Below are 22,343 nucleotides of genomic sequence, written 5' to 3' on the forward strand. Positions count from 1 at the left end.
ATCTCAACTCGGCCACGTCTCCTCACTCGCCCCCAGCACCTCTCCGGCCAGATACAGCGAGCCGCAGATCACCACCCGCCCGGCGCCCAACCTGAGCGCCCGGCTCAGCGCCGCCTCGACCGACGACGAGTTTTGCGCGCCCAGCCCATGTCCGCGCGCCACGGCCGCCAGTGCGGACGGGTCCGCCGCCGACCCCTCGAAGCCGACCGTGAAGACATGCGCCTCCGATCCCTTCAGCGCCTCGAAGAACCCGCCGTGATCCTTGTTGGCCAGCATGCCGACGATCAGGGCCAGCGGACGCGGCGCCTTTCGCTGGCGCTCGGCCAGCGCCTCGGCCAGCGCCCGCCCGGCGTGCGGATTATGCCCACCGTCCAGCCACAGTTCGGCCTGGGCCTCGCGCGCCATCTCGCCATAGGGACCCGCCGACAACCGTTGCATCCGCGCCGGCCAGGTCGCCCCGGCCACGCCCGCCGCGATCGCCTCCGCCGGCAGATCGAGTTCCAGCGCCACGGCCACGGCCAGCCCAGCATTGGCCACCTGATGCGGCCCCTTGAGCCCCGGCGCCGGCAGGTCGAAGAACTGCGCCTGATCCTGGAACACCATCCCGCCGCGCTCGTCCCAAACGTCGAAATCGACGCCCATGACCGTCAGCGGCGCCCGCGCTTCGGCCGCCCGCGCCTCGATCACCGCCATCGCCGCCTCGGACTGCCGCGCCACGATCCCGCGCGCCCCTGCCTTGAGGATGCCGGCCTTGTGTGCGGCGATTGCCTCGAGGCTCGCGCCCAGCACATGATGATGGTCCATGGCGATCGGCGTGATCACGCTCAGCAGCGGTCGCGCAATCACGTTCGTGGAATCCTCGCTTCCGCCCATCCCCGCCTCGATCAGCGTGAGGTCGGCGGGATGATCGCGAAACGCGAGAAAGGCGGCGAGGGTCAGAGCCTCAAAGGCGGTCAACCGCGAGCCCGCCTCAGTCACCGCCACCGCGTTCAACAGGTCCAGAAGCTCGACGTCGCCGATCAACGCGTTCCGGACGCGGATGCTTTCTCTCGTGAAGACGAGGTGCGGCGAGGTGAAGCCGTTCACTTTCAGACCCGCCTGCCGGGCGATCGCACCCAGCACCGCCACCACCGATCCCTTGCCGTTCGTTCCCGCGACGTGGACCACCGGCCCCAGCCGGTCCTGAGGGTCCCCGAAGGCATGACAGGCCGCCTTCATCCGCTCCAGCCCGGGCGAGATTTCCCCGCTGAACATACGCGCGATCGCGTCCGCAACCGGATCGACGGGTCTCACGGGTTTTTCCGTCGATACGCCGCTCTGATCCAGCGGCTGAGCCGGACAAGCTTTCGTCCCGTAAGGAGGATGGCCAGGATTCCAAGCGCGAGACCCGATCCGATGACTGACGCCACAAGGAACAATTGCACGCTGATCGTCCCGAACAATTTGTCCGGCTCGGCCAGCACCTGGGCGCGTGTCGTCATCGCCAGCATCATGCTCATCACCGAAACGGGCAGGCCGAGGATGGCGATGATGAAGACGATGACGTTCAGCATGCGCTGTTCGCGCTGGGTGGACAGCTGGCTCACGATCTCGAAGTATTTTTCGATGCGGTCGTTGAGCTCCGGCAACCGCAGGAACCGCTTTTCCAGCTTCTGCTTGTCCCGGCAGTCCTTCGACAACTGGCGAATACCGGGATGGTTCGACACGCTGGAGCTCAGGAACAGCCGGTCCAGATTGATGATGCGCTTGCGCAGCAACAGGAGGTCGTCTCCGTTCTTCTCCATTTCCAGAATGTCGCCGGACAGAGAAATTTCGACCTGATCTCTCGCGATCTGCCAGAACATTAACAGGCCGAGATAGTAGAAGGAAAACATCGACAGGGTTTCGACGTCGTCGCCATAGGCCTTGTCGTGCTGCAAGATGTAGCGACCGGGAAAATCGCGGTTGTGCTTCAACGTCGAAAGCCACTCCAGTCCCGGGTCGTCCGCCAGACCGTTCACCACCGAGGCGACGAACCCCTGCTCGTTGATCCCGGCCTTGAACAGCTCGGTGTTCAGGCTGAAATTCTCGGGCGCGCCTTCGGATTCGATCAGCATCGAAAGGATGATCACCGTGTCGTCCTCGGCGATGCCCAGCCTTTTGCGGGCGTGCCGGCTTTCCAGCACGGCCAGCCGACGCAGCTTCCACGTCCGCCCGACCAGCTGCAGTTCACCGGTCGCGGGGCGGTGGTGAACGGCCGTGAACGCCTTCCAGAAGATCGCCCGGAACCCCAGGACGACGTTCTGGGGGAACACCAGCGGATCATAGGCGGCGGCGCTGTCTCGCCACTCTGGGGCCATCTGAACGGTGTGATAGTTGGCGGAAATCAGATAGGCGACCACGGCGAGCTCCCTGGAAGGTCATGTCGAGATCCGTGCATCACAGGCCCGAGTCCGCAGAGAGGATATCATGACCGGCTCCCATTCGAAGTCACCCGAGAACGGTCAGGGTATCGAGCCCCGGTCGGTCCTGGCGCGAACCGCGCGGCGTGCGGCGCAAGCCTTGGGCCTGTCGTTCCGGTTCCTGGACGAGGAGGGCTATCTCTTCGCGGTTTCCGACGGTCACGCCGAAATGATCCTCGGCACCGGCGCGTGCACGCCCTACCCGATCAACGCCGCGAGCGCCTATACGCTCTGCCGGGACAAGGCCTACACCAACCTTCTGCTGAGCCGGGCGGGTTTGCCCGTCATCCCCACGAGCCTGTATTTCGTCGATCCCCGTCGGGCCGAATGGCGCAGGCCCGGCCGCGAACTCCAGGATCTTCTCGCGGACTCGCAGGGTTGGACGTTTCCGGTCTTCGCCAAGCCCAATATGGGCAGCCGCGGTGAAATGGCCGAGCGCATAGCGGATGTCGCCGGCCTGACTGACTGGGTCAGACGCGTATCCCCGGACTATGAATCGGTCCTGATCCAGCCGGTTGTGAGCGGCGCTGAGTATCGCGTCTTCGTGCTCGATGGTGAGGCCTTGTTCAGCTATCGCAAATCCGCCCAAGGGCATAGACCGGCAAACCTCGCACAGGGCGGCCAAGTCAGCGATTTTCGCGAAGGCGCGCCGCCGGCGATGGCCGCCTTGGCCATCGCTGCGACCCGGACAATGGGCCTTCGTCTTGCGGGCATCGATCTGTTCGCCGGCGCACCGACCGGTGACGCCGATAATCAGGTCGTCATCGAGGTCAACGCCAATCCCAACCTGGAGAGCCTTGAGATCATGGATCGACAGGATCTCGTGCTTCGCATCTGGACCACCGTCTTCTCGCGGGACCTCATCCTCTGATGCGACAGGTCCCGTTGACGAAGTTCGGCGCGGGGATCGGTCTGGGCCGGGTTCTGCGCATCGCGCGCGCAATGGGCGTCGATCCGGCGGATTTCAGCGCCCGCACCTGCGTGATCACCGGATCGAACGGCAAGGGCAGCACGGCGGCGATGACCCAGGCCATCCTGACCGCCCACGGGTTTTCGACAGCCCTATTCACCTCACCTCATCTGCGGCGTATCAACGAACGCTTCCGCTTGGGATTCGAGGATATCCCGGACGATGACCTCGATCGTCACTGGGCCAAGGTGGAAGGCGCCTGCGCCGACTACCAGCTGAAGCGGCCCGATGACCTCGTCGGAGGATTCGAGTTTCTGTTTCTCGTCGCCCTGAGCTGGATCGCGGAGACAAGTCCGGACTTCCTCGTCATCGAGGCCGGCATCGGCGGGCGGTACGATCCCGTTCGCCTCTTCCGCTCCCAAACCACGGCCTTGGTGTCACTGGACCTCGAACACACGAGGTTGCTCGGCGACACCCTCGCCGCCATCGGGTTCGACAAGATGGACGCCTGCGCTGTGGGCGGCGAGGTCGTCGTCGGTCCGATGGCGGAGACGCTGCTGGACGAGTTGCGGCTCTATGCCGATCTCTCGGGTCGAACCCTCACCGCCGTTCGCCCGGAGAGTCAGTGGACCTCGGATCGCGGCCCGACCGATCGCCTCCGCCTGGCCATCCCGACGCCATCGGGACCGGTAGAGGCGCACCCCGCCCTAGCGGGCGATGTTCAGGTCGCTAACGCGGTGATCTCGATCCATCTCGGGCAACGGCTTCTGGGGGGCGCCTTCCGGCCGGATCTTGCAGCCGCCGGACTGGAGACGACTCGCTGGCCGGGCAGGCTCGAAATCATCCGGCGCTCGCCCCTGACGGTGATGGATATCGGCCACTCCCCCGCCGCAGTCCGGTCGGCGAAGAAAGGCCTGTACAGCGCCTGGCCGCCCGACCGCTTCGATGTCCTGATCTGCGGAGCCTCGCGGGACAAGGACTGGGATCCGATGATCCGTCACCTCGCGCCCGGCTTCGCCGAGATCGTCTGCACGCGTGCGAGGCATAACGGAATGAGTGCCGAGGACATCGCGGCCGTCACTCGCGACGCCAATCCGGACGCTGTGGTCACTGTTCGCGACCTGCCCGCCGAGGCTTGGGCCGAAGCGGAGCGCAGAACGCAACCCGACCGCGGAATCTATATCGCCGGCGGCCTGTTTCTCGCGATCGAGGTCTGTGCCGCCGTCACCGGGGAAGTGATCGCGGATCCGTTCTTCTGATCGCTCAAGCCGCCTGACGCCGTCCGCCCATCAGCATCGACAGCAGCTTCCCCAAGGTCTCGGGCAGGTCCGCACGGGCGACGACCCGGTCGACCATGCCTTTTTCCTGCAGATACTCCGACCGCTGGAACCCCGGCGGCAGTTTCTCGCGAATGGTCGTCTCGATCACACGCGGACCGGCGAAGCCGATCAGGGCGCCCGGCTCGGCCAGGTGCACGTCGCCCAGCATCGCATAGGACGCCGTCACCCCGCCCGTCGTCGGATCGGTCAGCACCACGACATAGGGCAACTGGGCGTCTTTCAACTCCTGCACCGCCAAGGTCGTGCGGGCCATCTGCATCAAGCTCAGCGCGCCCTCCTGCATCCGGGCGCCGCCGGCGGCGGTGAAACAGACCAGCGGGACGCTGCGTTCGATCGCCGCCCGGGCGGCGGCGATGAAGCCTTCACCGGCGGCCATGCCCAGCGATCCGCCCATGAAGGCGAAGTCCTGAACGACGGCCACGGCGGGCGTGCCGGCGATCTCGCCGAAGCCGATCGACATGGCGTCCTTGGAGCCGGTGGCCTTGCGCGCGGCCGTCAGGCGATCACGGTAGGACTTGCCGTCCGAGAATTTCAGCGGGTCCTCGACCACCTCGGGCGACTCGATCTTCTCGTACTCGCCGTCGTCGAAGGTATAGCCCAGCCGCTGCGTCGCATTGATCCGCATATGCCGGCCGGACGGCGTCACCCACAAGGCGGCCTCCAGGTCGGAGCGGTACAGCATCTCGCCGGAATCCGGATCCTTGACCCACAGATTGTCCGGCGTCTCGCGCCGGCTGACGATCTTGCGGACGCCCGGCGCAAACCGGCTGAGCCAGCCGCCGCGCTTTTCCTGGGGAGGTTTGGGAGGTGTCTTGTCGGCCATTTGCGTGTCTCTAGACGCTTTCCTTCACGCGCGCACCGCGTACCGCATCGGCGAGCGCCTTCACCTTCGACAGAACGCGGGGAGCCGCCGGTTCGTTCGCGTCCAGCGCCGCCGCCACCTCGTCGACGAGGACCGAGCCCGCCACCACGGCGTCCGCGACCCGGGCGATCTCGGCCGCCCGCTCCGGCGTCTTGACCCCGAAACCGACCGCGACCGGCAGACCGGAGGCCTTGCGCACCCGCTCGACCGCCGGAGCGACCGAGGCCGACTGCGCCTCCTTGACCCCCGTTACGCCCGCGACGGAGACGTAGTAGACGAAGCCCGAGGTGCGGCGTGCGATCACTTCCAGACGCGCATCGTCCGAGGTCGGCGTGGCCAGACGGATCAGCGACACCGACGCCGCATCGAGCGCATCGCTCAGCGGATCGGCCTCTTCCGGCGGACAGTCGACGACGATGCAGCCGTCCACGCCCGCGGCCGCTGCATCGCGCGCGAAGGCGTCGTAGCCGTAGCTCTCGATCGGATTGAGATAGCCCATCAGGATCAGCGGCGTGTCCGCATCGCCCTCGCGGAAGGCGGCGGCCAGATCGAGCGTGCCCTTCAGCGTCAGACCCGCCTTGAGGCCGCGCAGCGCCGCGCGCTGGATCGGAGGCCCTTCCGCCATCGGGTCCGAGAACGGGAAGCCCAGTTCGATAATGTCGGCCCCGGCGCCCGGCAGGCCGCGCAGGATCTCCAGCGCCTGATCGCGCGTGGGATCGCCGGCCATGACATAGGCCACGAACCCGGCCCGGCCCTCGGCTTTCAGCGCCGCGAAACGGGCGTCGATACGCGCGGTCGTCATTGAACCGGCGGGGTCGCAGGCGCGGCCGGTGCAGCCTGGGCGGCGGCGCAGACGTCGCCGGGGATGGTCGCCATGGCGATATAGCCGGGAGCCTCAGGCGCCGCGGGGCGGCTGATGTCATAGAAGGCCTGCAGCTGCATGCCGTCGCAGCCGCCGCTGTCCCGGCGTTTGACGAAGACCACCCGATTGTCGTCGCCGCCCGCCGCGATCCAGCCCTCGCCCTCGAAATGGGCGACGTAGGCCTCCGCGATCCCGCCGATGGAGGCCAGGGGCGCGGTCACGCAGAAGGCCTTGCCCGCCAGCCCGTAGAGGTTGCCGCAGGTCGCGTCGACCGCCGCGCCCGGCAGGACCGGCGCCTCGATCGGCACGCCGACGCCCGTCGCCTGGGCCATCGCCGTCATCGGCGCGAAGGCCAGAACGGCCGCCATCATCATCGTCTTCATCGTCACAACTCCACGCCCAGATGCTTCGCCACCGCGAAGATATCCTTGTCGCCCCGCCCGCACATGTTCAGCACCACGTCGCCGCCCTTGCCGACCTCGCCGGCGATCTCGCCGATGCGCGCCAGGGCATGGCTGGGTTCCAGCGCCGGGATGATCCCCTCCAGCTTCGAGCACAGCTGGAACGCCTCCAGCGCCTCGACGTCGGTCGCCGTGCGATACTCGGCCCGGCCGATGTCGTTCAGCCAGGCATGCTCCGGCCCGATGCCCGGATAGTCCAGGCCCGCCGAGATCGAATGCCCTTCCAGGATCTGCCCGTCGGCGTCCTGCAGCAGATAGGTCCGGTTGCCGTGCAGCACGCCGGGCCGGCCGCCCTGGATCGAGGCCGCATGGTCCGGACCGTCGAGCCCGCGCCCGGCCGCCTCGACCCCGATCATCCGCACCCCGGCGTCCTCGATGAACGGATGGAACAGACCGATGGCGTTCGATCCGCCGCCGATCGCCGCGACCACCGCGTCGGGCAGCTTCTCCTTGCGGGCCAGCATCTGGATGCGCGTCTCCTTGCCGATCACCGACTGGAAGTCGCGCACCATGGCCGGATACGGGTGCGGCCCCGCCGCGGTGCCGATCAGGTAGTAGGTGTCCTCGACATTGGTGACCCAGTCGCGCATCGCCTCGTTCATCGCGTCCTTCAGCGTGCCGCGACCCGAGGTCACCGGCACCACCTCGGCGCCCAGCAGCTTCATGCGGAACACGTTCGGCGACTGACGCTCCACGTCCGTCGCACCCATGTAGACGACGCACTGCAGGCCGAAGCGGGCGCAGACGGTCGCCGTCGCCACGCCGTGCTGACCGGCGCCGGTCTCGGCGATGATCCGCTTCTTGCCCATCCGCATGGCCAGCAGGATCTGGCCCATGCAATTGTTGATCTTGTGCGCGCCGGTATGGTTCAGCTCGTCGCGCTTGAACCAGATGTTCGCCCCGCCGTGGTGCTCGGTCAGCCGCTCGGCGAAATACAGCGGGCTGGGCCGCCCGACGTAGTGGGTCAGGAAGTCGTCCAGCTCGGCCTGGAAGCTCGGATCCGCCTTGCAGGCCTCATAGGCCTGGTTCAGCTCGAGAACGAGCGGCATCAGGGTTTCGGCCACGAACCGGCCGCCGTAGGGGCCGAAACGGCCCTCCGCGTCCGGCATGGCGTATTCGTTGGGAATGATAGCGTTCACGGGTCAGCTTTCACGCAGGCGTACGCCCGAAATACGGCCGGGCGGAGGGTTCAGACGACGGCCTTCAGGAAGGCCGCGATCCGGGCCGCGTCCTTAACACCCGGGGCGCTTTCGACGCCAGAGGACACGTCCAGCAGGGGAGCCCCCGAAATCGCCGCCGCCTCGGCCACATTGTCCGGCGTCAGCCCGCCCGCCAGGAACCACGGCTTCCGGAACGTCCGCCCGCTCAGCATCGACCAGTCGAACGAAGCCCCGACGCCGCCGGGCAGGGCCGACCCCTCCGGCGGCTTCGCATCGAACATCAGATGCTCGACGTGATCCTCCCAGTCCGCCACAGCCTCGAGGTCCTCCGCCGTCCGCACCGACAGCACCTTGATGATCCCTGCCCCGGTCAGGGTCCGCACCTGATGCGCCCGCGTCACCGTCTCGCGCCCGTGCAGCTGCACGAAGTCCGGCCGCAGATGCGCCCCGATCCGGCTCAGCAGGTCGTCGTCTGCATCCACCGTCACCGCCACGATCCCGGCTCGACCCCGCGCCCACTCGAACAGCGGCCGCGCATCCTCCGGCGTGATGTTCCGGGGACTGCGCGCGAACATCACCGCCCCCACAAACGCCGCCCCATGATCGAGCGCGACGTCCAGCGTCTCGGGCGTCGTCAGGCCGCAGATCTTCACACCGGTCATGCGTCGCTCGTGGTCTGCCCGGGGACCTGGGTCAAGCTCAGGCGAAGATCAGGTCGATCTCGCCCTGCGTCGCCGGCCGCCACTGCCCCGGCGCGAGATCCTCCGGCAGTGCCAGCCGTCCCATCCGCTCGCGATGCAGCGCCTCGACGTGGTTGCCCACGGCGGCGAACATCCGGCGCACCATGTGGTACCGCCCCTCGGTGACCGACAGCCGCGCCTCGGTCGGTGAGATCACCTCCAGATGCGCCGGCGCCAGCGGTTTGTCCTCGCCCTCCAGCACCAGACCGCCGGCCTCGAACAGCGCCGCCTCCGTCCCGACCAGCGGCCGCGCCAGCGTGGCGTGATAGACCTTGGCCACATGCCGTTTCGGCGAAATCACCCGATGCAGCAGATCGCCGTCATCCGTCAGCAGCAGCAGACCACTGGTCTCCTTGTCGAGCCGCCCGATGGTCGAGATCGCCGGGTCCCGCCTGCGCCACCGCTCCGGCAGGACGTCGTACACGAGCGCCCCGTCCTCCTTGTGCGAACAGGTCATGCCCAACGGCTTGTTGAGGATCAGCACCAGACCCGCCGGCGGATCCAGCGGCCGCCCGTCGATCTGCATGCGCTCAGGCAGATCCGGCGTCACCGCGATCCGCTTCGACACATCGGTCAGATCGACCCCGTCCAGCACGATCCCACCGACCTTGCCCAGCCGCGCGATCTCGGTCCGCGAGCCGTAGCCCATCGACCCCAGAAGCTTGTCGACACGCGCGGTCGGGACTTTTTTCATTGCGCTATCGCCCGTCGGGCTACTTGAGCGCGGTTCACTTCACCGCCTCGAACAGCTTGTACCCGCCGCCATCCGAGATCGGCGTCACTCGCTTGAACGCCTCTTTCAGCTCGGTCTCATAGGGCAGGTGCCGGTTGGCCACGAGCCACAGGGTCCCGCCCTTCTTCAGCATCTCGGCCGCCTTTCGGATGAAGGCCTGCCCCAGCCGCCGGTCCTCGGCCCCGCCGTCGTGGAAGGGAGGGTTCGACACGATGAAATCGAGATCGCCGGCCGCCTCGAGCGTCCGCACATCGGCCCATTCGAACGACGCCCGGGCGTCCTCGACGTTCTTCCGCGCCGCCTCGACCGCCCGCCGGTCCAGATCGATCAGCCGCAGAGACGTCACCGCCGCCGACCGCAGGACCACCGTCGCCAGCGCGCCATAGCCGCACCCCAGATCCGCGCCTGCGCCCTTCAGAGCCGGCATGGACGCGGCCAGCTGCGCCGACCCTGCATCGATCCGGTCCCAGGCGAACACGCCCGGTTGCGACCAGGCTTCCAGCCCCGGTACGACCTGCATCGCCCCGGCCGAAATCGCCGCGTCCAGTCCGGTCTCCTTGCCGGTCTTGATCACGACGCAGCGCCGATGGTGCGCCTTGGCCGTCTCGCCGACCTCGAGCCCGAACGCCTCCAGCTCCTTCCTGAGCCGCGAGCCGCCCTTGTCCTTGGCCGCCATGACGTCCAGCCGCCCGCCGACCTTCAGCGCCCGCAACGTCTGCGCCAGCGTATAGCGCCGCTCCAGCACCCCTGGCGGTGCATAGACCATGGCCGTCTCGACCGAGCCGTCGGCGAGGCTCTCCAGCGCGGTCGAGCCGGGAATCTGCGGAGAGGTCTGGGTCGCCGCCCCCGGCGGATCGAACACAAGCGGGGGGCGGCCATGGAGGATCGAAGTCGTCATCGGCGGGTGAATAGACCGTGGGCGAGACGGTGTCTCCCTCTGCGGCCCCCTCTCCCCTTGCGGGTCGCAGGCGGATCGCATGCGATCCGCCGAAGGGGAGATCGCGCACGGCGGCGAAGCCGTCGTCCTGGCGCGATCGGGTGAGGGGTGACACCGGCTTCCGCCGCTGATCTCGCCTAGCCATCACTCCAGCCGCCGGCGCGACCCCTCATCCGTCAGCCTTCGGCTGCCACCTTCTCCCGCAAGGGGAGAAGGGAAAGGAGGCCCATACCCATCAACGGATCGCTCGAATACGCCTTTGAAATCAACGCCCGGCCCTAACGAGAGGCCTTTTGCCCATCACCCCTGAAAACGGGCGCACACTATCCCGATGTCCGGAACTTCCCCAACCGCAGCGCGACTCTGTCGACTCTGTCGAGTCTATTCTGGAGTCGCGCACCAACACCGGTCCGCACGCTTCGGACGCTACGAACGCTTCGGACGGTGTTTTCGCGTCCGGTCAGACCCGCTCCACGCACATGGCCACGCCCATGCCGCCGCCGATGCACAGGGTCGCCAGACCCTTCTTGCCGCCGGACCGCTTCAACTCGTGCAGCAGGGTCGTCAGGATCCGCGCGCCCGACGCCCCGATCGGATGCCCGATAGCGATGGCCCCGCCGTTGACGTTCACCCTGGACGCATCCAGCCCCAGTTCCTTCAGCACGCACAGGCTCTGGGCGGCGAAGGCCTCGTTCGATTCGACCCGGTCCAGATCGGCGACGGTCCAGCCCGCCTTCGCAAGCGCCTTCCTCGACGCCGGGATCGGGCCCGTGCCCATCACCGCCGGATCGACGCCGGCTGTCGCCCACGACCGGATCGTCGCCAGCGGCTCGAGCCCGCGCGCCGTCGCCTCATCGGCCGACATCAACACCAAAGCCGCCGCCCCGTCGTTGAGGCCCGAGGCATTGGCCGCCGTCACCGAGCCCTCTTTCGTGAAGGCCGGCTTCAGCTTCTCCATCGACTCCAGCGTCGCGCCGTGACGGATGTACTCGTCCTTGTCGACGGTCACGTCGCCCTTGCGACCCGGGATCACGACCGGGACGATCTCTTCATCGAAATGGCCCGCGTTCTGGGCCGCCTCGGCCTTGTGCTGGCTGGCCAGGGCGAAGGCGTCCTGATCGGCCCGGCTGATCTGGAACCTGTCGGCGATGTTCTCGGCCGTCTGGCCCATGTGATAGCCGTTGAAGGCGTCCCACAGCCCGTCCTTGATCATGGTGTCGGTCAAGGCGAGGTCGCCCATCTTGTGGCCCGTGCGCAGGTGCTGGGCATGCGGCGCCTGGCTCATGCTCTCCTGACCGCCGGCGACGATGACCTTCGCATCGCCCATGGCGATCTGCTGGGAGCCCAGCGCCACGGCGCGCAGGCCCGAGCCGCAGATCTGGTTCAGGCTCCAGGCCGGGGTTTCCTTCGGAATACCCGCCCCCATCGAAGCCTGGCGCGCCGGGCCCTGACCGGCCGCCGCCTGCAGCACATGACCCAGGATCACCTCGTCGACGTCGGCCGGCGCCACGCCCGCCCGCTCCAGCGCCGCCTTGATGGCGATCTCGCCCAGTTTCGATGCGGGCAGGCTGGACAGGGCGCCCAGAAACGACCCGACCGGGGTGCGGGCGGCGGAAACGATGACGACTTCGGTCATGGGACCATCCTTTATCGGGCCTCAACGGGTGGGAGCCCCGTTAGGCCGCTGGAAACTTTGCGTGGCGTTTCTGCCGCATCCACGCGCTTTCGTCACGCCCGCTGGCCCCGTTCAGGCGAAAGTCATCCTCACCCCCCACTATCGAGGGAACGACAGGCAGAATTGCCGAGTTTGGTGGGACCATGCTGAACACGCTGAAGCGCCACGTCCGACGCATCTGCACTCCCGATCAGATCGATCTGGAGGAGCACTATGAGTCACCTTCGGAACACACCGCCGATCTGGTGGTCCATGTCGTCGGCCTGACCCTGGCCGCGGTCGGGGGGATCGCCCTGGCCGTCCTGTCGGCCTTCTACGCGGGCTTCGGCGCGGTGTTCGCCACCGCGATCTACGCGCTCTGCCTGATCGCCATGCTGACCTGTTCGACCATATACAACCTGACCCGGCCCTGCGCGGCCCGGCCGGTGCTGCGCCGGCTGGACGAGGCGGCCATCTTCCTGATGATCGCGGGCTCCTACACCCCCTTCACGACCCAGAGGTTCGAGGGCTGGTGGGCCATCGGCTTCACCCTCGTGGTCTGGACCATCGCCTTCGCGGGCGTGGCCGCCAAACTGGTCGCGCCGCGCATTTCCGACGCCTTCTGGAGCGGGGTCTACGTCCTGTTCGGCTGGCTGGCGGTGATCGCGCTCAAGCCGATGATCGACACCGTCCACCCCATCGCCCTCGGCCTGCTGGTGCTCGGCGGCCTGATCTACACGGCCGGGGTCTTCTTCTTCATCTCGCCAAAGCTCAAGTATCGCCGCGCCATCTGGCACGGCTTCGTAGTGGCGGGCGCGGGCGTGCACTGGGCGGCGGTTCTGGTCGGCGTGGTTCTCGCGCCCAACATGGCCTGACACGGAACAGTCACGTGCCCACTGGCGCGCGGCTTCGCGGTGCGGGATAACGGCCGCACGGAGTGAGATCAGGAAAAGTTGCAGACTTTTTCTGTTCGATCTCACGACCAGAGAAATGCGAACAAGGACACTGCAGTGGCCGACAGCAACACCCCGGGCGGAAAGACGAAGGACGGCGCCAAGGAAGGCGATCCCGTCGTCATCAAGAAGTACGCCAATCGCAGGCTCTACAACACCTCGACCTCGACCTACGTGACGCTTGAGGACCTGGCCAAGATGGTCCGCGAGAACGTTGATTTCGTCGTCTTCGACGCCAAGACCAACGAGGAGCTGACCCGTCAGATCCTGACCCAGATCATCTTCGAGGAAGAGAGCCGTGGCCAGGCCCTGCTGCCGGTCCAGTTCCTGCGCCAGCTGATCGGCTTCTACGGCGGTCAGATGGAAGGCGTCCTGCCCTCCTATCTGGAGATGTCGCTCGAGAACTTCTCCCGCCAGCAGGAGCAGTTCCGCGACCAGATGACCAAGGTCCTGGGCGCGAACCCGGCGACCGGACTGATGGGCGGCGGTCTCATGGAGGCGGCGGCCAAGCAGAACATGGCCATGTTCCAGAACGCCATGAAGATGTTCCCGGCCTTCGCCTATGGCCGCGCCGATGGCGAGGCTCCGGCCCAGGCCGCCCCCGCCGCACAACCGGCGGCAAACCCGGCCATCGACGAGATGCGCCGCCAGATGGACGAGATGCGCGCCCAGATCGACCGTATCGCGGGTTCCGCCCAAGGCTCTGACAAGCCGTGACCGACGGCGTTCGCCCCGTCGGACCGGTCGAGGGCCGCGAGCGTCGCGAGTCCCAGAGGCGCGACGCCGAACGCCGCGCCGGCTCCGCAAGCCGCGAACTGGTCCCGGTCGGCAAGGTCGTCGATGAAACTCCCGACCCGGCAAGCCCTGCCGCGTCGACCGCCCCCGCCGACACCAACCCTCTCGATCCTGCCGCCGCCTTCGCCGCCCAGATGATGGGCCAGACCGGCCAGCGCAAAGGGCTCAAGGGCGGCCCGCCGGTCATGGATGCGGCCCGCGCCAGCTATCTCGGGGCTGAATATTCGGGCGAAAAGGACCGTCGCCCGCCCGCCGGCCTGATCAGGAAGACCGAACTCTGATCTGGCCCGAGGCTTGCAGCGACCGGGGCGAACTCCCGCCTTCGGACGCCGCCATGACCCTCGCCTTCGCCGCCAAGACCTTCGACGTGATCGTCGTCTCGCTGATCTTCGCCGCGCTGATCTAGGCGCCGGCCCCGAAATCCAGGTCCTTGCGGGCCGAGATGATCGTCACGATGAACCCGGCCAGCACGTCCAGCATGACCATCGTCACGATCAGGAAGAAGGTCGAGGTCGCAAACCCGCGTACCAGCAGGAACTCGACCAGGCAGATGACGAACAGGATCATCGACAGGGCGTGATTGACGATCGCCACCTTCTGGCTCGACGTCGACTTCAGCAGTTCGAAGAACAGCAGGATCAGCGACAGGAACAGGATCAGGTCGCCGATGCCGACATTCCAGCTCGCGCCCGAGGCCATCGGGATCGAGAACATCGACTGGCGCAACGCCTCGTCGGCGGCCGCCAGACCGCCGCCGCCCAGCCCGGACAGCACGACGATGTTGTAGAGGATCACCGGAATGACGAGCAGGGGCAGGGCGATCAGCATGGTCTGTCTCTCGCGTTGGAACGGCGCAGCTTGTCAACGACGGATACTCCCGTTCGCTCCATACGGCTACGCAGGTTCGCCAAACAGGCGACTTAGAACTCGCTGATGGCCCCGGGCCTGCGCGACCGGGTCTTCAGCCACATCACGCCCAGCAGGTCCGAGAACGAGTTCTTGAGCCGCCCCCAGTTCGTATATTTCGATTGGCCCGTCTCGCGGTGGCGGTGGCCGATCGGCAGGTAGCGGTTCTCGTAGCCCTCGCGGATCACCAGCGCCGGCAGGTAGCGGTGCACGTGATCGAAATAGGGAAGCCGCAGGAAGACGTCGCGGCGGAAGGCCTTCAGCCCGCAACCCGTGTCGTCGGCATCGTCGCCCAGTAACCGCTTGCGGATGCGGTTGGCCCAGCGAGAGGCCCACAGCTTGGCCTCGGAGTCCTGGCGCTTCTGACGAACCCCGCCGATCAGGGCGACCTGCGGCGGAGCGCTGATCAGGGCATCGGCCAGTTTCGGCGCGTCTTCGGGCGGGTTCTGGCCGTCGCCGTCCAGGGTGACCACGATCGGCGCCCGCGCGGCCAGAACGCCGGTCCGAACCGCCCGACTCTGGCCCGCATTGGTCGTGTGCGCCAGCACCCTCAACGTCGGCAGTTCGCCCATCAGGGACTTCAATTCGGCCAAGGTCGTGTCGCGGCTGGCGTCGTCGACGAAGATGATCTCGTGCGCCCGTCCGCCGAAGGCCGCGGCGATCTCGCGCGCAAGCGGGCCGGCCGCCCCGGACTCGTTATGGACCGGCACGACGATGGAGATTTGCGGGGTCTCGGCGCTCTGCATCCCTGCTCTCTAGACGCAAAACCCGGCTTCGCGCCACGGTCGCGATGTTGAGCCGCTGACGCCTGCGCAATCACCGTGTTAGGAACGATCCCATGACGCGCCCGAACCTGGATCGATATGTCGCCGGCTGGCGCGGCCCCCTTCTGGCGGCGCTCGTCGCCCTGATCGCGGGATTGCCCAGCCTGCTGCTCCTGCCGCCGCTGGACCGCGACGAAAGCCGCTACGCCCAGGCCACGTCGCAGATGCTGGAGAGCGGCGACTATGTCGATATCCGCTTCCAGGACGAGCCGCGCTGGAAGAAGCCGGTCGGCATCTACTGGATGCAGGCCGTGGCTGTGGGCCTGACGTCGAAGGTCGAGAACCGCGACATCGCCCCCTACCGCATCCCGTCCATCATCGGAGCGATGCTGGCCGCCTGGGCCTGCGCATGGGTCGGAACGGCATTGTTCGGCGCGAGGGCCGGCTTCCTCGGCGGCGCCATGCTGGGCGCGACCTTCCTGCTGTCGTCAGAGGCGGGCATAGCCAAGACCGACGCCATGCTGTGCGGGTCGGTGACACTGGCCATGGCGGGGCTCGCACGCCTCTATATGGCCTCCCGGGTGGCCCCGCTGATCAAGGGCGACCCGACCCAGCGCCTGTGGAAGCTGATGCTCTGGGGCGGGCTGGGCCTGTCCATCCTGATCAAGGGCCCCATCGGCCTGCTGGTCGTCGTTCCAGCCGTCCTGATGCTCTGCCTGTGGGACCGTCAGTGGGCCTGGCTCAAGCGCCTCGGCTGGGGCTGGGGCCTGCCTCTTCTCGTGCTGATCGTGGGCCCGTGGGCCATCGCCATCACCATCGCCACCGACGGCGGTTTCTGGCGCGAGTCGATCGGCCACGACCTGGGTTCCAAGGTCACCGGGGCGGCCGAAAGCCATGGCGGCTTCCCCGGCATGTATGCGGTCCTCGCGCCCCTGCTGCTGTTCCCCGCGACCCTGTTGCTGCCCGCCGCCCTGTCGACGGGCTGGAGCCGCCGCGCCGAGCCGGCGATCCGCTTCCTCGTCTGCTGGCTTGTTCCCTGCTGGCTGATCTTCGAAATCGCCCCGACCAAGTTGTGGCACTACACATTGCCCACCTTCGGCGCGATCGCCCTGCTGATGGCCGCCGCCCTGACCCGGCCGATCGGCAACATCTCGCGCTGGACGGGCGCAGGCCTCGCCGTCTTCGCCGCCATTCTGGTCAGCGGCATCACCGTCTACGGCCTGACCGCCTTCGGCACCTCGACGGCCCAGACCTGGGCCACGATCACCGTCGTCTGCGCCGCCATGGCCGCCCTGATCGGAGGATTCCTGCTGCTCAACCGCGCGGCGGTGACCGGCGTCCTCATCGCGCTCGGCTTCGGCGTCTTCGCCCATGCGGCCCTGGCCGGAACCATCCGCCAGCTGCGCCCCCTGTCGATCGCCCCCCGGCTGGAGAAGATGCTCGAACTCAACGGCCTGTCGCCGCGTCAGGGTCTGACCCCGGGCCCGGTCGCCATCACCACCTTCCATGAGCCCAGCTTCGTCTTCGTCACCGGCCGCGACACCGAACTGACCGACGCCGCCGGCGCCGCGCGCGCCTTGGCCGAGGGTCGTCCCGCCATCGTCGAGGCCGGCGACGACGAGGCCTTCCGCCAGGCCACGGCCCAGACCGGCGTCCCCGGCCGGGCCGTCGGCGTGGTCACGGGTCACAACTATTCCAGCGGCGACGACGTGCGCCTGACCGTATACGCCCCGCCGGACGCCCGCGTCGTGGAGCCGGAGTCGCGCCGGTGAGCCCTCGCCCGATCCAGATCGTCGAGGTCGGCCCCCGCGACGGCCTGCAGAACGAGAAGGCCATCCTCGATCCGGCCACCCGCGCCGACCTCGTCCTGCGCCTCGAGGCCACCGGCGCCCGGCGCATCGAGGCGGTCAGCTTCGTCCATCCGAAACTGGTGCCCCAGATGGCCGGCGCCGAAGAGGTCATGGCCGCCCTGCCTGCCGCCCCGGGCCGCAGCCGCATCGGCCTCGTCCTCAACGGCAAGGGCTATGATCGCGCGCTCGGAACCGGCGTCGACGAGGTCAACGTCGCCCTGTCCGTCACCGACGGCTTCGGCCTGAAGAACCAGGGTCTGGCCGTCCGCGATCAGGTCGCCATGCTGTCCGACATCCTCGCGCGCCGTCACAACTCCGACGGCGTCGAGACGCCCGTCCCGGCCCTCTCGGCCACCCTCAGTTGCGTCTGGGGCTGCCCCTTCGACGGCGAGGTCTCGATCGGTCAGGTCAGCGATCTGGTCGGCGAGCTGGCGGCGCTGGGCGTCGCCGAGATCGGTCTGGCCGACACCATCGGCGTCGGCGACCCGTGGAGCGTCACGAAGAAGGTCGAGGCCGCCCGGGCCGTCGCGCCGGACACCGTCCTGCGTCTGCATTTCCACGACACCCGCAACACCGGCGTCGCCAACGCTTACGCAGGGGTGGAAGCCGGGATCGACGTGCTTGACGCCTCGGTCGGCGGCATCGGCGGCTGCCCCTTCGCGCCGGGTGCCACGGGCAATGTCGCCACCGAGGACTTGGTCTACATGCTGGAGCGCGCCGGCTATTCGACCGGCTACGACCTCGACGCCCTGATCCAGACCGCCCGCTGGATCGGCGAAACCATCGGCCGCCCGGCCCCGAGCGCCCTCAGCCGGGCAGGCGGCTGGCCCAGGATCTGACGCTCAGCTCCAGCGCAGCGGCGGCGTTCGCGACGCCGCGATGTCGCAAGGCTCCAGCGTCAGCAACCCTTCCGTCGAGACCTCCGTCATCGCGCCGTCGTAGCCCAGCCGCCAGAAGCGGAAGCCCATCCCGGCCAGCCAGTCGACGAACTCCGGAACCGAGGTGCGCGACGCCATCTGGATCACGCTCCATTCCATCACCACGACGATCTCCGGATGGGCCGCCAGTATCCCGGCCGCGCCACGCAGGATGAAGGGTTCGGTGCCCTCGGCGTCGATCCGGATCATGTCGACCCGACCGCAGTCCATGTCGTCCAGCCGCACCGCCTCCACGGTGATCGGCACGGCGTCGTCATAGGGCAGGTGCGACCAGATGCTGACGAAACCGCCGCCAGAGTTCCGGCGTGAGGTGACGAAGGTGACTTCGCCCGGCGCATCCATCGCCGCCTTGCCGACCAGGCGGATGCGATCGTGCAGGCCGTTCAGCCGGGCCGAACGCTCGATCAGACCGACCATGCGGGGATTGGCCTCGAACGCGGTGACATGCCCCGCGGCGCCGACCTGAAGGGCCATGTTGATTGTGTAGTAGCCGATGTTGGCGCCCACCTCGACCACGCGCGCGCCCGGGGCCAGCAGCGACAGCACCAGCTCGTGCAGCCCCTTCTCCCAATGGCCGTGGGCGATGACGTTGGCGCTGACGTGCTCGTCCAGCGGATCGACGTACAGCAGCGCGCCCGCATTCAGCCGCATCAGGGCCAGATCGGCGCCGAGGTAGAAGTACCGCTGCGGGGGAACGTTGACGACCGGTGCGCCGCCGAGCGCCTGACGCCAGGGACGGGTCGCCCGCGCGATACGCTTCATCCAACTCACTGGCCGCCCCCCGACTTCACGCTGATCCTGTCGCTTACAGGTTCAGCAGCGCCGGGTCTCCGCCCTGGGCCGAAATGTTGTTCGAGATCGCCTTTTCCGACGCATAACGAATCAGGCTGTTGGGTCCGCCCGCCTTGGGCCCCGTGCCCGACAGGCCCTCGCCGCCGAACGGCTGGACCCCGACCACGGCGCCGGTTACGCCCCGGTTGATGTAGACGTTGCCGGCCGGGACCAGTTCGATGACCTCCTCGGCGAAGGCTTCGATGCGGCTGTGCACGCCAAGCGTCAGACCATAGCCCCGCGCCGCCAGCTTGCCCGCCACCGACTTCAGGTCTTTCGGGTCGTAGCGATAGACGTGCAGGATCGGGCCGAAGACCTCGCGCTCCAGATAATCCGGGGTCGGAATCTCCGCGATGGTCGGGGCGAACAGGTCGCCGCGCTCAGAGCCGCCGGGCAGCATGGCCCGGGCGACGATCCTGGCGTCCTTGCCCAGGCGCTCGACGTGGGCTTCGAGCGCCTTGCGGCTCTCGGGGTCGATCACCGGGCCGATGTCGGAGGCCGGATCAGCAGGATCGCCCAGCACCTGCGCCGCCAGGGCGCCCTTCAGCCCCTCGATCAGGCTGTCGGCGGAATCCTTCGGCGCATAGAGAACCCGAAGAGCCGAACACCGCTGACCCGCCGATCCGAAAGCGGACGAGATCACGTCGTCGATGACCTGTTCGCGCAGGGCCGTGGTGTCCACGAACATGCCGTTCAGACCACCGGTCTCGGCGATGAAGGGGATGATGGTGCCCGGCCGCGCGGCGATGGAGCGGTTGATCGCCGCCGCCGTATCCGTGCCGCCGGTGAAGGCCACGCCGTCGACGCCCGGATGCGAAACCAGCGTCGCGCCCACCGTCTCGCCGCGCCCCGGAACCAGAGCCAGCAGGTCCGGGTTCAGCCCGGCCTTGTGATAGAGGCGCACCGCCTCGGCCGCGATCAGGGGCGTCTGCTCGGCTGGCTTGGCCAGCACAGCATTGCCGGCCGCCAGAGCCGCCGCGATCTGGCCGGTGAAGATGGCCAGGGGGAAGTTCCACGGGCTGATGCAGGCGAACACGCCGCGTCCATGCAGCACCAGCCGGTTGGTCTCGCCGACCGGCCCGTTCAGCACCTGCGGCCCGCCGAAATCCTTCTCGGCCAGCATGGCGTAGTAGCGGCAGAAGTCGGCGGCTTCGCGCACCTCGGCCACGCCGTCGTTCAGCGTCTTGCCGGCTTCCCGCGACAGCAGGGCCACCAGCCGGTCCATGTCGGCTTCCAGCGCATCGGCCATGGCGCGCAGCACAGGCGCCCGGCGCGACCCACCCGACCGGTCCCAGGCGATCTGCGCTTTCGCCGCCGCACTGGCCGCATCGTCGATGTCCTGCGTCGAGGCCTCGGACACATGGCCCAGCACCTGCGACCGGTCGTAGGGGTTGGTGACGTCCTGGGCGTTCGTCCCGGCCATCAGCTTGCCGCCGACGATGGGGCCCGAGGTCAGCTTCTCGGCATCGACCTTCTGCAGCGCGGCGGCGTGCCGCTCGCGGTCGGCCTTCTGCGAATAGTCGCGGCCGAGCGAGTTCTGGCGGTCCATATACATGTCCTTGGGCGTGGGGATCTTGGCGTGGCGGTCGGCGTGAGCCTCGACCGAGGCGATGGGATCGGCGGCGACGGCGGAGGCGGGCACCCGCTCATCCAGCAGCGCATGCACGAACGACGAGTTGGCCCCGTTCTCCAGCAGGCGGCGCACCAGATAGGGCAGCAGGTCCTCGTGCCCGCCGACGGGAGCATAGGCGCGTACCGTCATCGGCCCGAAGGTCTCGGCGGCGGCGTCGTACAGGGCCTCGCCCATCCCGTGCAGCCGCTGGAACTCGATCTTGACCCCGGCCTCCTTCGCCATGTCGTGCACGGCGGCCAGGGAGTGGGCATTATGGGTCGCGAACTGCGCATACAGATGCGGCGACGCATCGATCATGGCCTGGGCGCAGACCAGATAGTTGAGGTCCGTCGCCGCCTTGGTCGTGAACACCGGATAGTCGGTCCGGCCCATGACCTGGGCCCGCTTGATCTCGGTATCCCAGTAGGCGCCCTTGACCAGACGCACCATCAGTCGCCGCTTCGACGTCCGCGCCAGTTCGGCGATCCGCGCGATCGCTTCGGGTCCGCGCTTTTGATAGGCCTGCACCGCGAGGCCCAGCCCCGTCCAGTCGCCCAGTTCCGGCTCATGCGCCAGCCGGTCCAGCAGCTTCAGCGACAGGGCCAGCCGGTCCGCCTCCTCCGCGTCCATGGTGAAGTTGATGTCCGCCTTGGCCGCGATCAGGGCCAGCCGTTTGATGCGCGGATAGAGCTCGTCCCAGACCCGGCCCTCGTGCGTGGCCTCATAGCGCGGCGACAGGGCCGACAGCTTGACCGAGACGCCGTGCCCGACCTCGGGCCCCTGCCCTTTGGCGGTCTTGCCGACGGCGGTGATGGCGTCGGCGTAGATCTTCTCATACCGCTCGGCGTCGGCGGCGGTGCGGGCGCCCTCGCCCAGCATATCGAAGCTGCACAGCCAGCCCTCGCGGTTCGACCGCTTCAGCGCCGCCTCGATGGTGCGCCCGACCACGAACTGTTCGCCCATGATGCGGACGGCGGCGGCCACGGCCTGACGGATCACCGGCTCGCCCAGACGCCCGGCCACGCGGGTCAGGAAGCCCGGCAGGTCGGTCTTGGCCTGTTCGTCGGCATCGACCAGCTTGCCCGTCAACATCAGGCCCCAGGTCGAGGCGTTGACGAACAGGCTGTCCGACTGGCCGAGGTGCGAGGCCCAGTCGGCCGAGCCGATCTTTTCGGCGATCAGGCGGTCGCGGGTGTCCTCGTCCGGCGTGCGCAGCAACGCCTCGGCCAGACACATGAGGGCCAGACCCTCGCGGGTGCCCAGGGAAAATTCCTGCAGGAAGCTTTCGACGACTCCCTGCTTCTTCTGGCTCTTGCGGGCGTGCTCGACCAGGCGGACGGCCTCGTCCACCACCGCCTGACGCGTGGCGGCGTCCAGCGGCGAGGCGGCCAGCAGGGCCCGGACGGTCGAGGGTTCGTCGGCGAACTTGCCGTGATCCAGCGTGTCCCAGTCCTGGGAAAGCGAAGGGACAGACGAGGCGGTGAGGGGCGTCATGGGTCAGCGAGCATCCTGTCCTGTATGAACTTGCCTATATGTCGGACCCATCCGAATGTGCATCGTATGATCGACGCCTCAGCCGATGATCCTTCGGAAA

21 protein-coding genes are annotated in these 22,343 nt (G+C 67.9%); 7 read left to right on the forward strand and 14 right to left on the reverse strand.

Features of this window, described 5'->3' with window-relative positions; genetic code table 11:
• Positions 1–3: 3 nt before the first annotated feature.
• Both ACQY68_RS16090 and ACQY68_RS16095 read right to left on the reverse strand, forming a co-directional pair.
• Positions 4–1,293 carry a bifunctional folylpolyglutamate synthase/dihydrofolate synthase gene (locus ACQY68_RS16090; RefSeq protein WP_428150730.1) on the reverse strand — a complete coding sequence of 430 codons (1,290 nt, stop codon included), beginning with the start codon at positions 1,291–1,293 and terminating at the stop codon, positions 4–6.
• Positions 1,290–2,381, reverse strand: coding sequence for a hypothetical protein (locus tag ACQY68_RS16095; protein ID WP_428150732.1), 1,092 nt, complete (start codon positions 2,379–2,381; stop codon positions 1,290–1,292). The genes ACQY68_RS16090 and ACQY68_RS16095 overlap by 4 nt, the downstream gene beginning before the upstream one ends.
• Before the next feature lie 229 nt (positions 2,382–2,610).
• On the opposite strand from ACQY68_RS16095, the gene ACQY68_RS16100 reads away from it, so the two are divergent.
• Positions 2,611–3,312, forward strand: coding sequence for an ATP-grasp domain-containing protein (locus tag ACQY68_RS16100; RefSeq protein ID WP_428150734.1), 702 nt, complete (start codon positions 2,611–2,613; stop codon positions 3,310–3,312).
• Positions 3,313–3,326: 14 nt separating this feature from the next.
• The gene (locus ACQY68_RS16105) at positions 3,327–4,610 is read left to right on the forward strand and encodes a bifunctional folylpolyglutamate synthase/dihydrofolate synthase (RefSeq protein WP_428150736.1); all 1,284 of its coding nucleotides are present in this window, start codon (positions 3,327–3,329) and stop codon (positions 4,608–4,610) included.
• 4 nt (positions 4,611–4,614) lie between these two features.
• Here ACQY68_RS16105 and accD read toward each other — a convergent pair whose 3' ends face one another.
• The 8 genes from accD to ACQY68_RS16145 all read right to left on the reverse strand — a co-directional run bounded on the left by accD (position 4,615) and on the right by ACQY68_RS16145 (position 12,082).
• Positions 4,615–5,514, reverse strand: a complete 900-nt coding sequence (gene accD / locus ACQY68_RS16110) for an acetyl-CoA carboxylase, carboxyltransferase subunit beta (RefSeq protein ID WP_428150737.1) — start codon at positions 5,512–5,514, stop codon at positions 4,615–4,617.
• Between the two features lie 10 nt (positions 5,515–5,524).
• The gene (gene trpA / locus ACQY68_RS16115; RefSeq protein WP_428150738.1) at positions 5,525–6,355 is read right to left on the reverse strand and encodes a tryptophan synthase subunit alpha; all 831 of its coding nucleotides are present in this window, start codon (positions 6,353–6,355) and stop codon (positions 5,525–5,527) included.
• Positions 6,352–6,798 (reverse strand): hypothetical protein, encoded by a 447-nt coding sequence (locus ACQY68_RS16120; protein ID WP_428150740.1) that lies wholly within the window; start codon positions 6,796–6,798, stop codon positions 6,352–6,354. Before ACQY68_RS16120 ends, trpA begins: the two co-directional genes overlap by 4 nt.
• A gap of 2 nt (positions 6,799–6,800) precedes the next feature.
• The gene (trpB, locus tag ACQY68_RS16125; RefSeq protein ID WP_428152694.1) at positions 6,801–7,985 is read right to left on the reverse strand and encodes a tryptophan synthase subunit beta; all 1,185 of its coding nucleotides are present in this window, start codon (positions 7,983–7,985) and stop codon (positions 6,801–6,803) included.
• Positions 7,986–8,065: 80 nt separating this feature from the next.
• On the reverse strand, positions 8,066–8,698 hold the full coding sequence (locus ACQY68_RS16130; protein WP_428150742.1) for a phosphoribosylanthranilate isomerase: 633 nt from the start codon (positions 8,696–8,698) through the stop codon (positions 8,066–8,068).
• A gap of 37 nt (positions 8,699–8,735) precedes the next feature.
• Positions 8,736–9,470, reverse strand: a complete 735-nt coding sequence (locus ACQY68_RS16135) for a pseudouridine synthase (protein WP_428150743.1) — start codon at positions 9,468–9,470, stop codon at positions 8,736–8,738.
• 34 nt (positions 9,471–9,504) lie between these two features.
• Entirely contained in the window at positions 9,505–10,407 is a 903-nt protein-coding gene (locus ACQY68_RS16140) for a class I SAM-dependent methyltransferase (RefSeq protein WP_428150744.1), read from the reverse strand.
• 499 nt (positions 10,408–10,906) lie between these two features.
• A complete protein-coding gene (locus ACQY68_RS16145; RefSeq protein ID WP_428150747.1) occupies positions 10,907–12,082 on the reverse strand; it encodes an acetyl-CoA C-acetyltransferase in 1,176 nt (391 codons plus the stop codon).
• Between the two features lie 182 nt (positions 12,083–12,264).
• Here ACQY68_RS16145 and trhA point away from each other — a divergent pair, with 182 nt between their 5' ends.
• From trhA to ACQY68_RS16160, 3 genes are all read left to right on the forward strand, one after another.
• Positions 12,265–12,975 (forward strand): PAQR family membrane homeostasis protein TrhA, encoded by a 711-nt coding sequence (gene trhA / locus ACQY68_RS16150; protein ID WP_428150748.1) that lies wholly within the window; start codon positions 12,265–12,267, stop codon positions 12,973–12,975.
• Positions 12,976–13,110: 135 nt separating this feature from the next.
• On the forward strand, positions 13,111–13,770 hold the full coding sequence (gene phaR, locus ACQY68_RS16155; RefSeq protein WP_428150749.1) for a polyhydroxyalkanoate synthesis repressor PhaR: 660 nt from the start codon (positions 13,111–13,113) through the stop codon (positions 13,768–13,770).
• Positions 13,767–14,129: a hypothetical protein gene (locus tag ACQY68_RS16160; protein ID WP_428150751.1), complete on the forward strand. Its 363-nt coding sequence runs from the start codon at positions 13,767–13,769 to the stop codon at positions 14,127–14,129. The genes phaR and ACQY68_RS16160 overlap by 4 nt, the downstream gene beginning before the upstream one ends.
• 121 nt (positions 14,130–14,250) lie before the next feature.
• Here the strand turns inward: ACQY68_RS16160 and ACQY68_RS16165 are convergent, their stop codons facing one another.
• Together ACQY68_RS16165 and ACQY68_RS16170 are read right to left on the reverse strand one after the other, a co-directional pair.
• A complete protein-coding gene (locus ACQY68_RS16165) occupies positions 14,251–14,676 on the reverse strand; it encodes a hypothetical protein (RefSeq protein WP_428150752.1) in 426 nt (141 codons plus the stop codon).
• A 92-nt stretch (positions 14,677–14,768) separates the two neighbouring features.
• Positions 14,769–15,500: a glycosyltransferase family 2 protein gene (locus ACQY68_RS16170; RefSeq protein WP_428150753.1), complete on the reverse strand. Its 732-nt coding sequence runs from the start codon at positions 15,498–15,500 to the stop codon at positions 14,769–14,771.
• A 92-nt stretch (positions 15,501–15,592) separates the two neighbouring features.
• Between ACQY68_RS16170 and ACQY68_RS16175 the strand changes: the two genes are divergently transcribed.
• Both ACQY68_RS16175 and ACQY68_RS16180 read left to right on the forward strand, forming a co-directional pair.
• Positions 15,593–17,290, forward strand: a complete 1,698-nt coding sequence (locus tag ACQY68_RS16175) for an ArnT family glycosyltransferase (RefSeq protein ID WP_428150755.1) — start codon at positions 15,593–15,595, stop codon at positions 17,288–17,290.
• Positions 17,287–18,207, forward strand: coding sequence for a hydroxymethylglutaryl-CoA lyase (locus ACQY68_RS16180; RefSeq protein WP_428150756.1), 921 nt, complete (start codon positions 17,287–17,289; stop codon positions 18,205–18,207). Before ACQY68_RS16175 ends, ACQY68_RS16180 begins: the two co-directional genes overlap by 4 nt.
• 3 nt (positions 18,208–18,210) lie before the next feature.
• Here ACQY68_RS16180 and ACQY68_RS16185 read toward each other — a convergent pair whose 3' ends face one another.
• Entirely contained in the window at positions 18,211–19,068 is an 858-nt protein-coding gene (locus ACQY68_RS16185; RefSeq protein ID WP_428150758.1) for an FkbM family methyltransferase, read from the reverse strand.
• 43 nt (positions 19,069–19,111) lie between these two features.
• On the reverse strand, positions 19,112–22,243 hold the full coding sequence (putA, locus tag ACQY68_RS16190) for a bifunctional proline dehydrogenase/L-glutamate gamma-semialdehyde dehydrogenase PutA (RefSeq protein WP_428150759.1): 3,132 nt from the start codon (positions 22,241–22,243) through the stop codon (positions 19,112–19,114).
• Between the last annotated feature and the right edge of the window lie 100 nt (positions 22,244–22,343).

Origin of the sequence: Brevundimonas sp. (assembly GCF_965278935.1) — a bacterium.
GTDB lineage: Bacteria > Pseudomonadota > Alphaproteobacteria > Caulobacterales > Caulobacteraceae > Brevundimonas.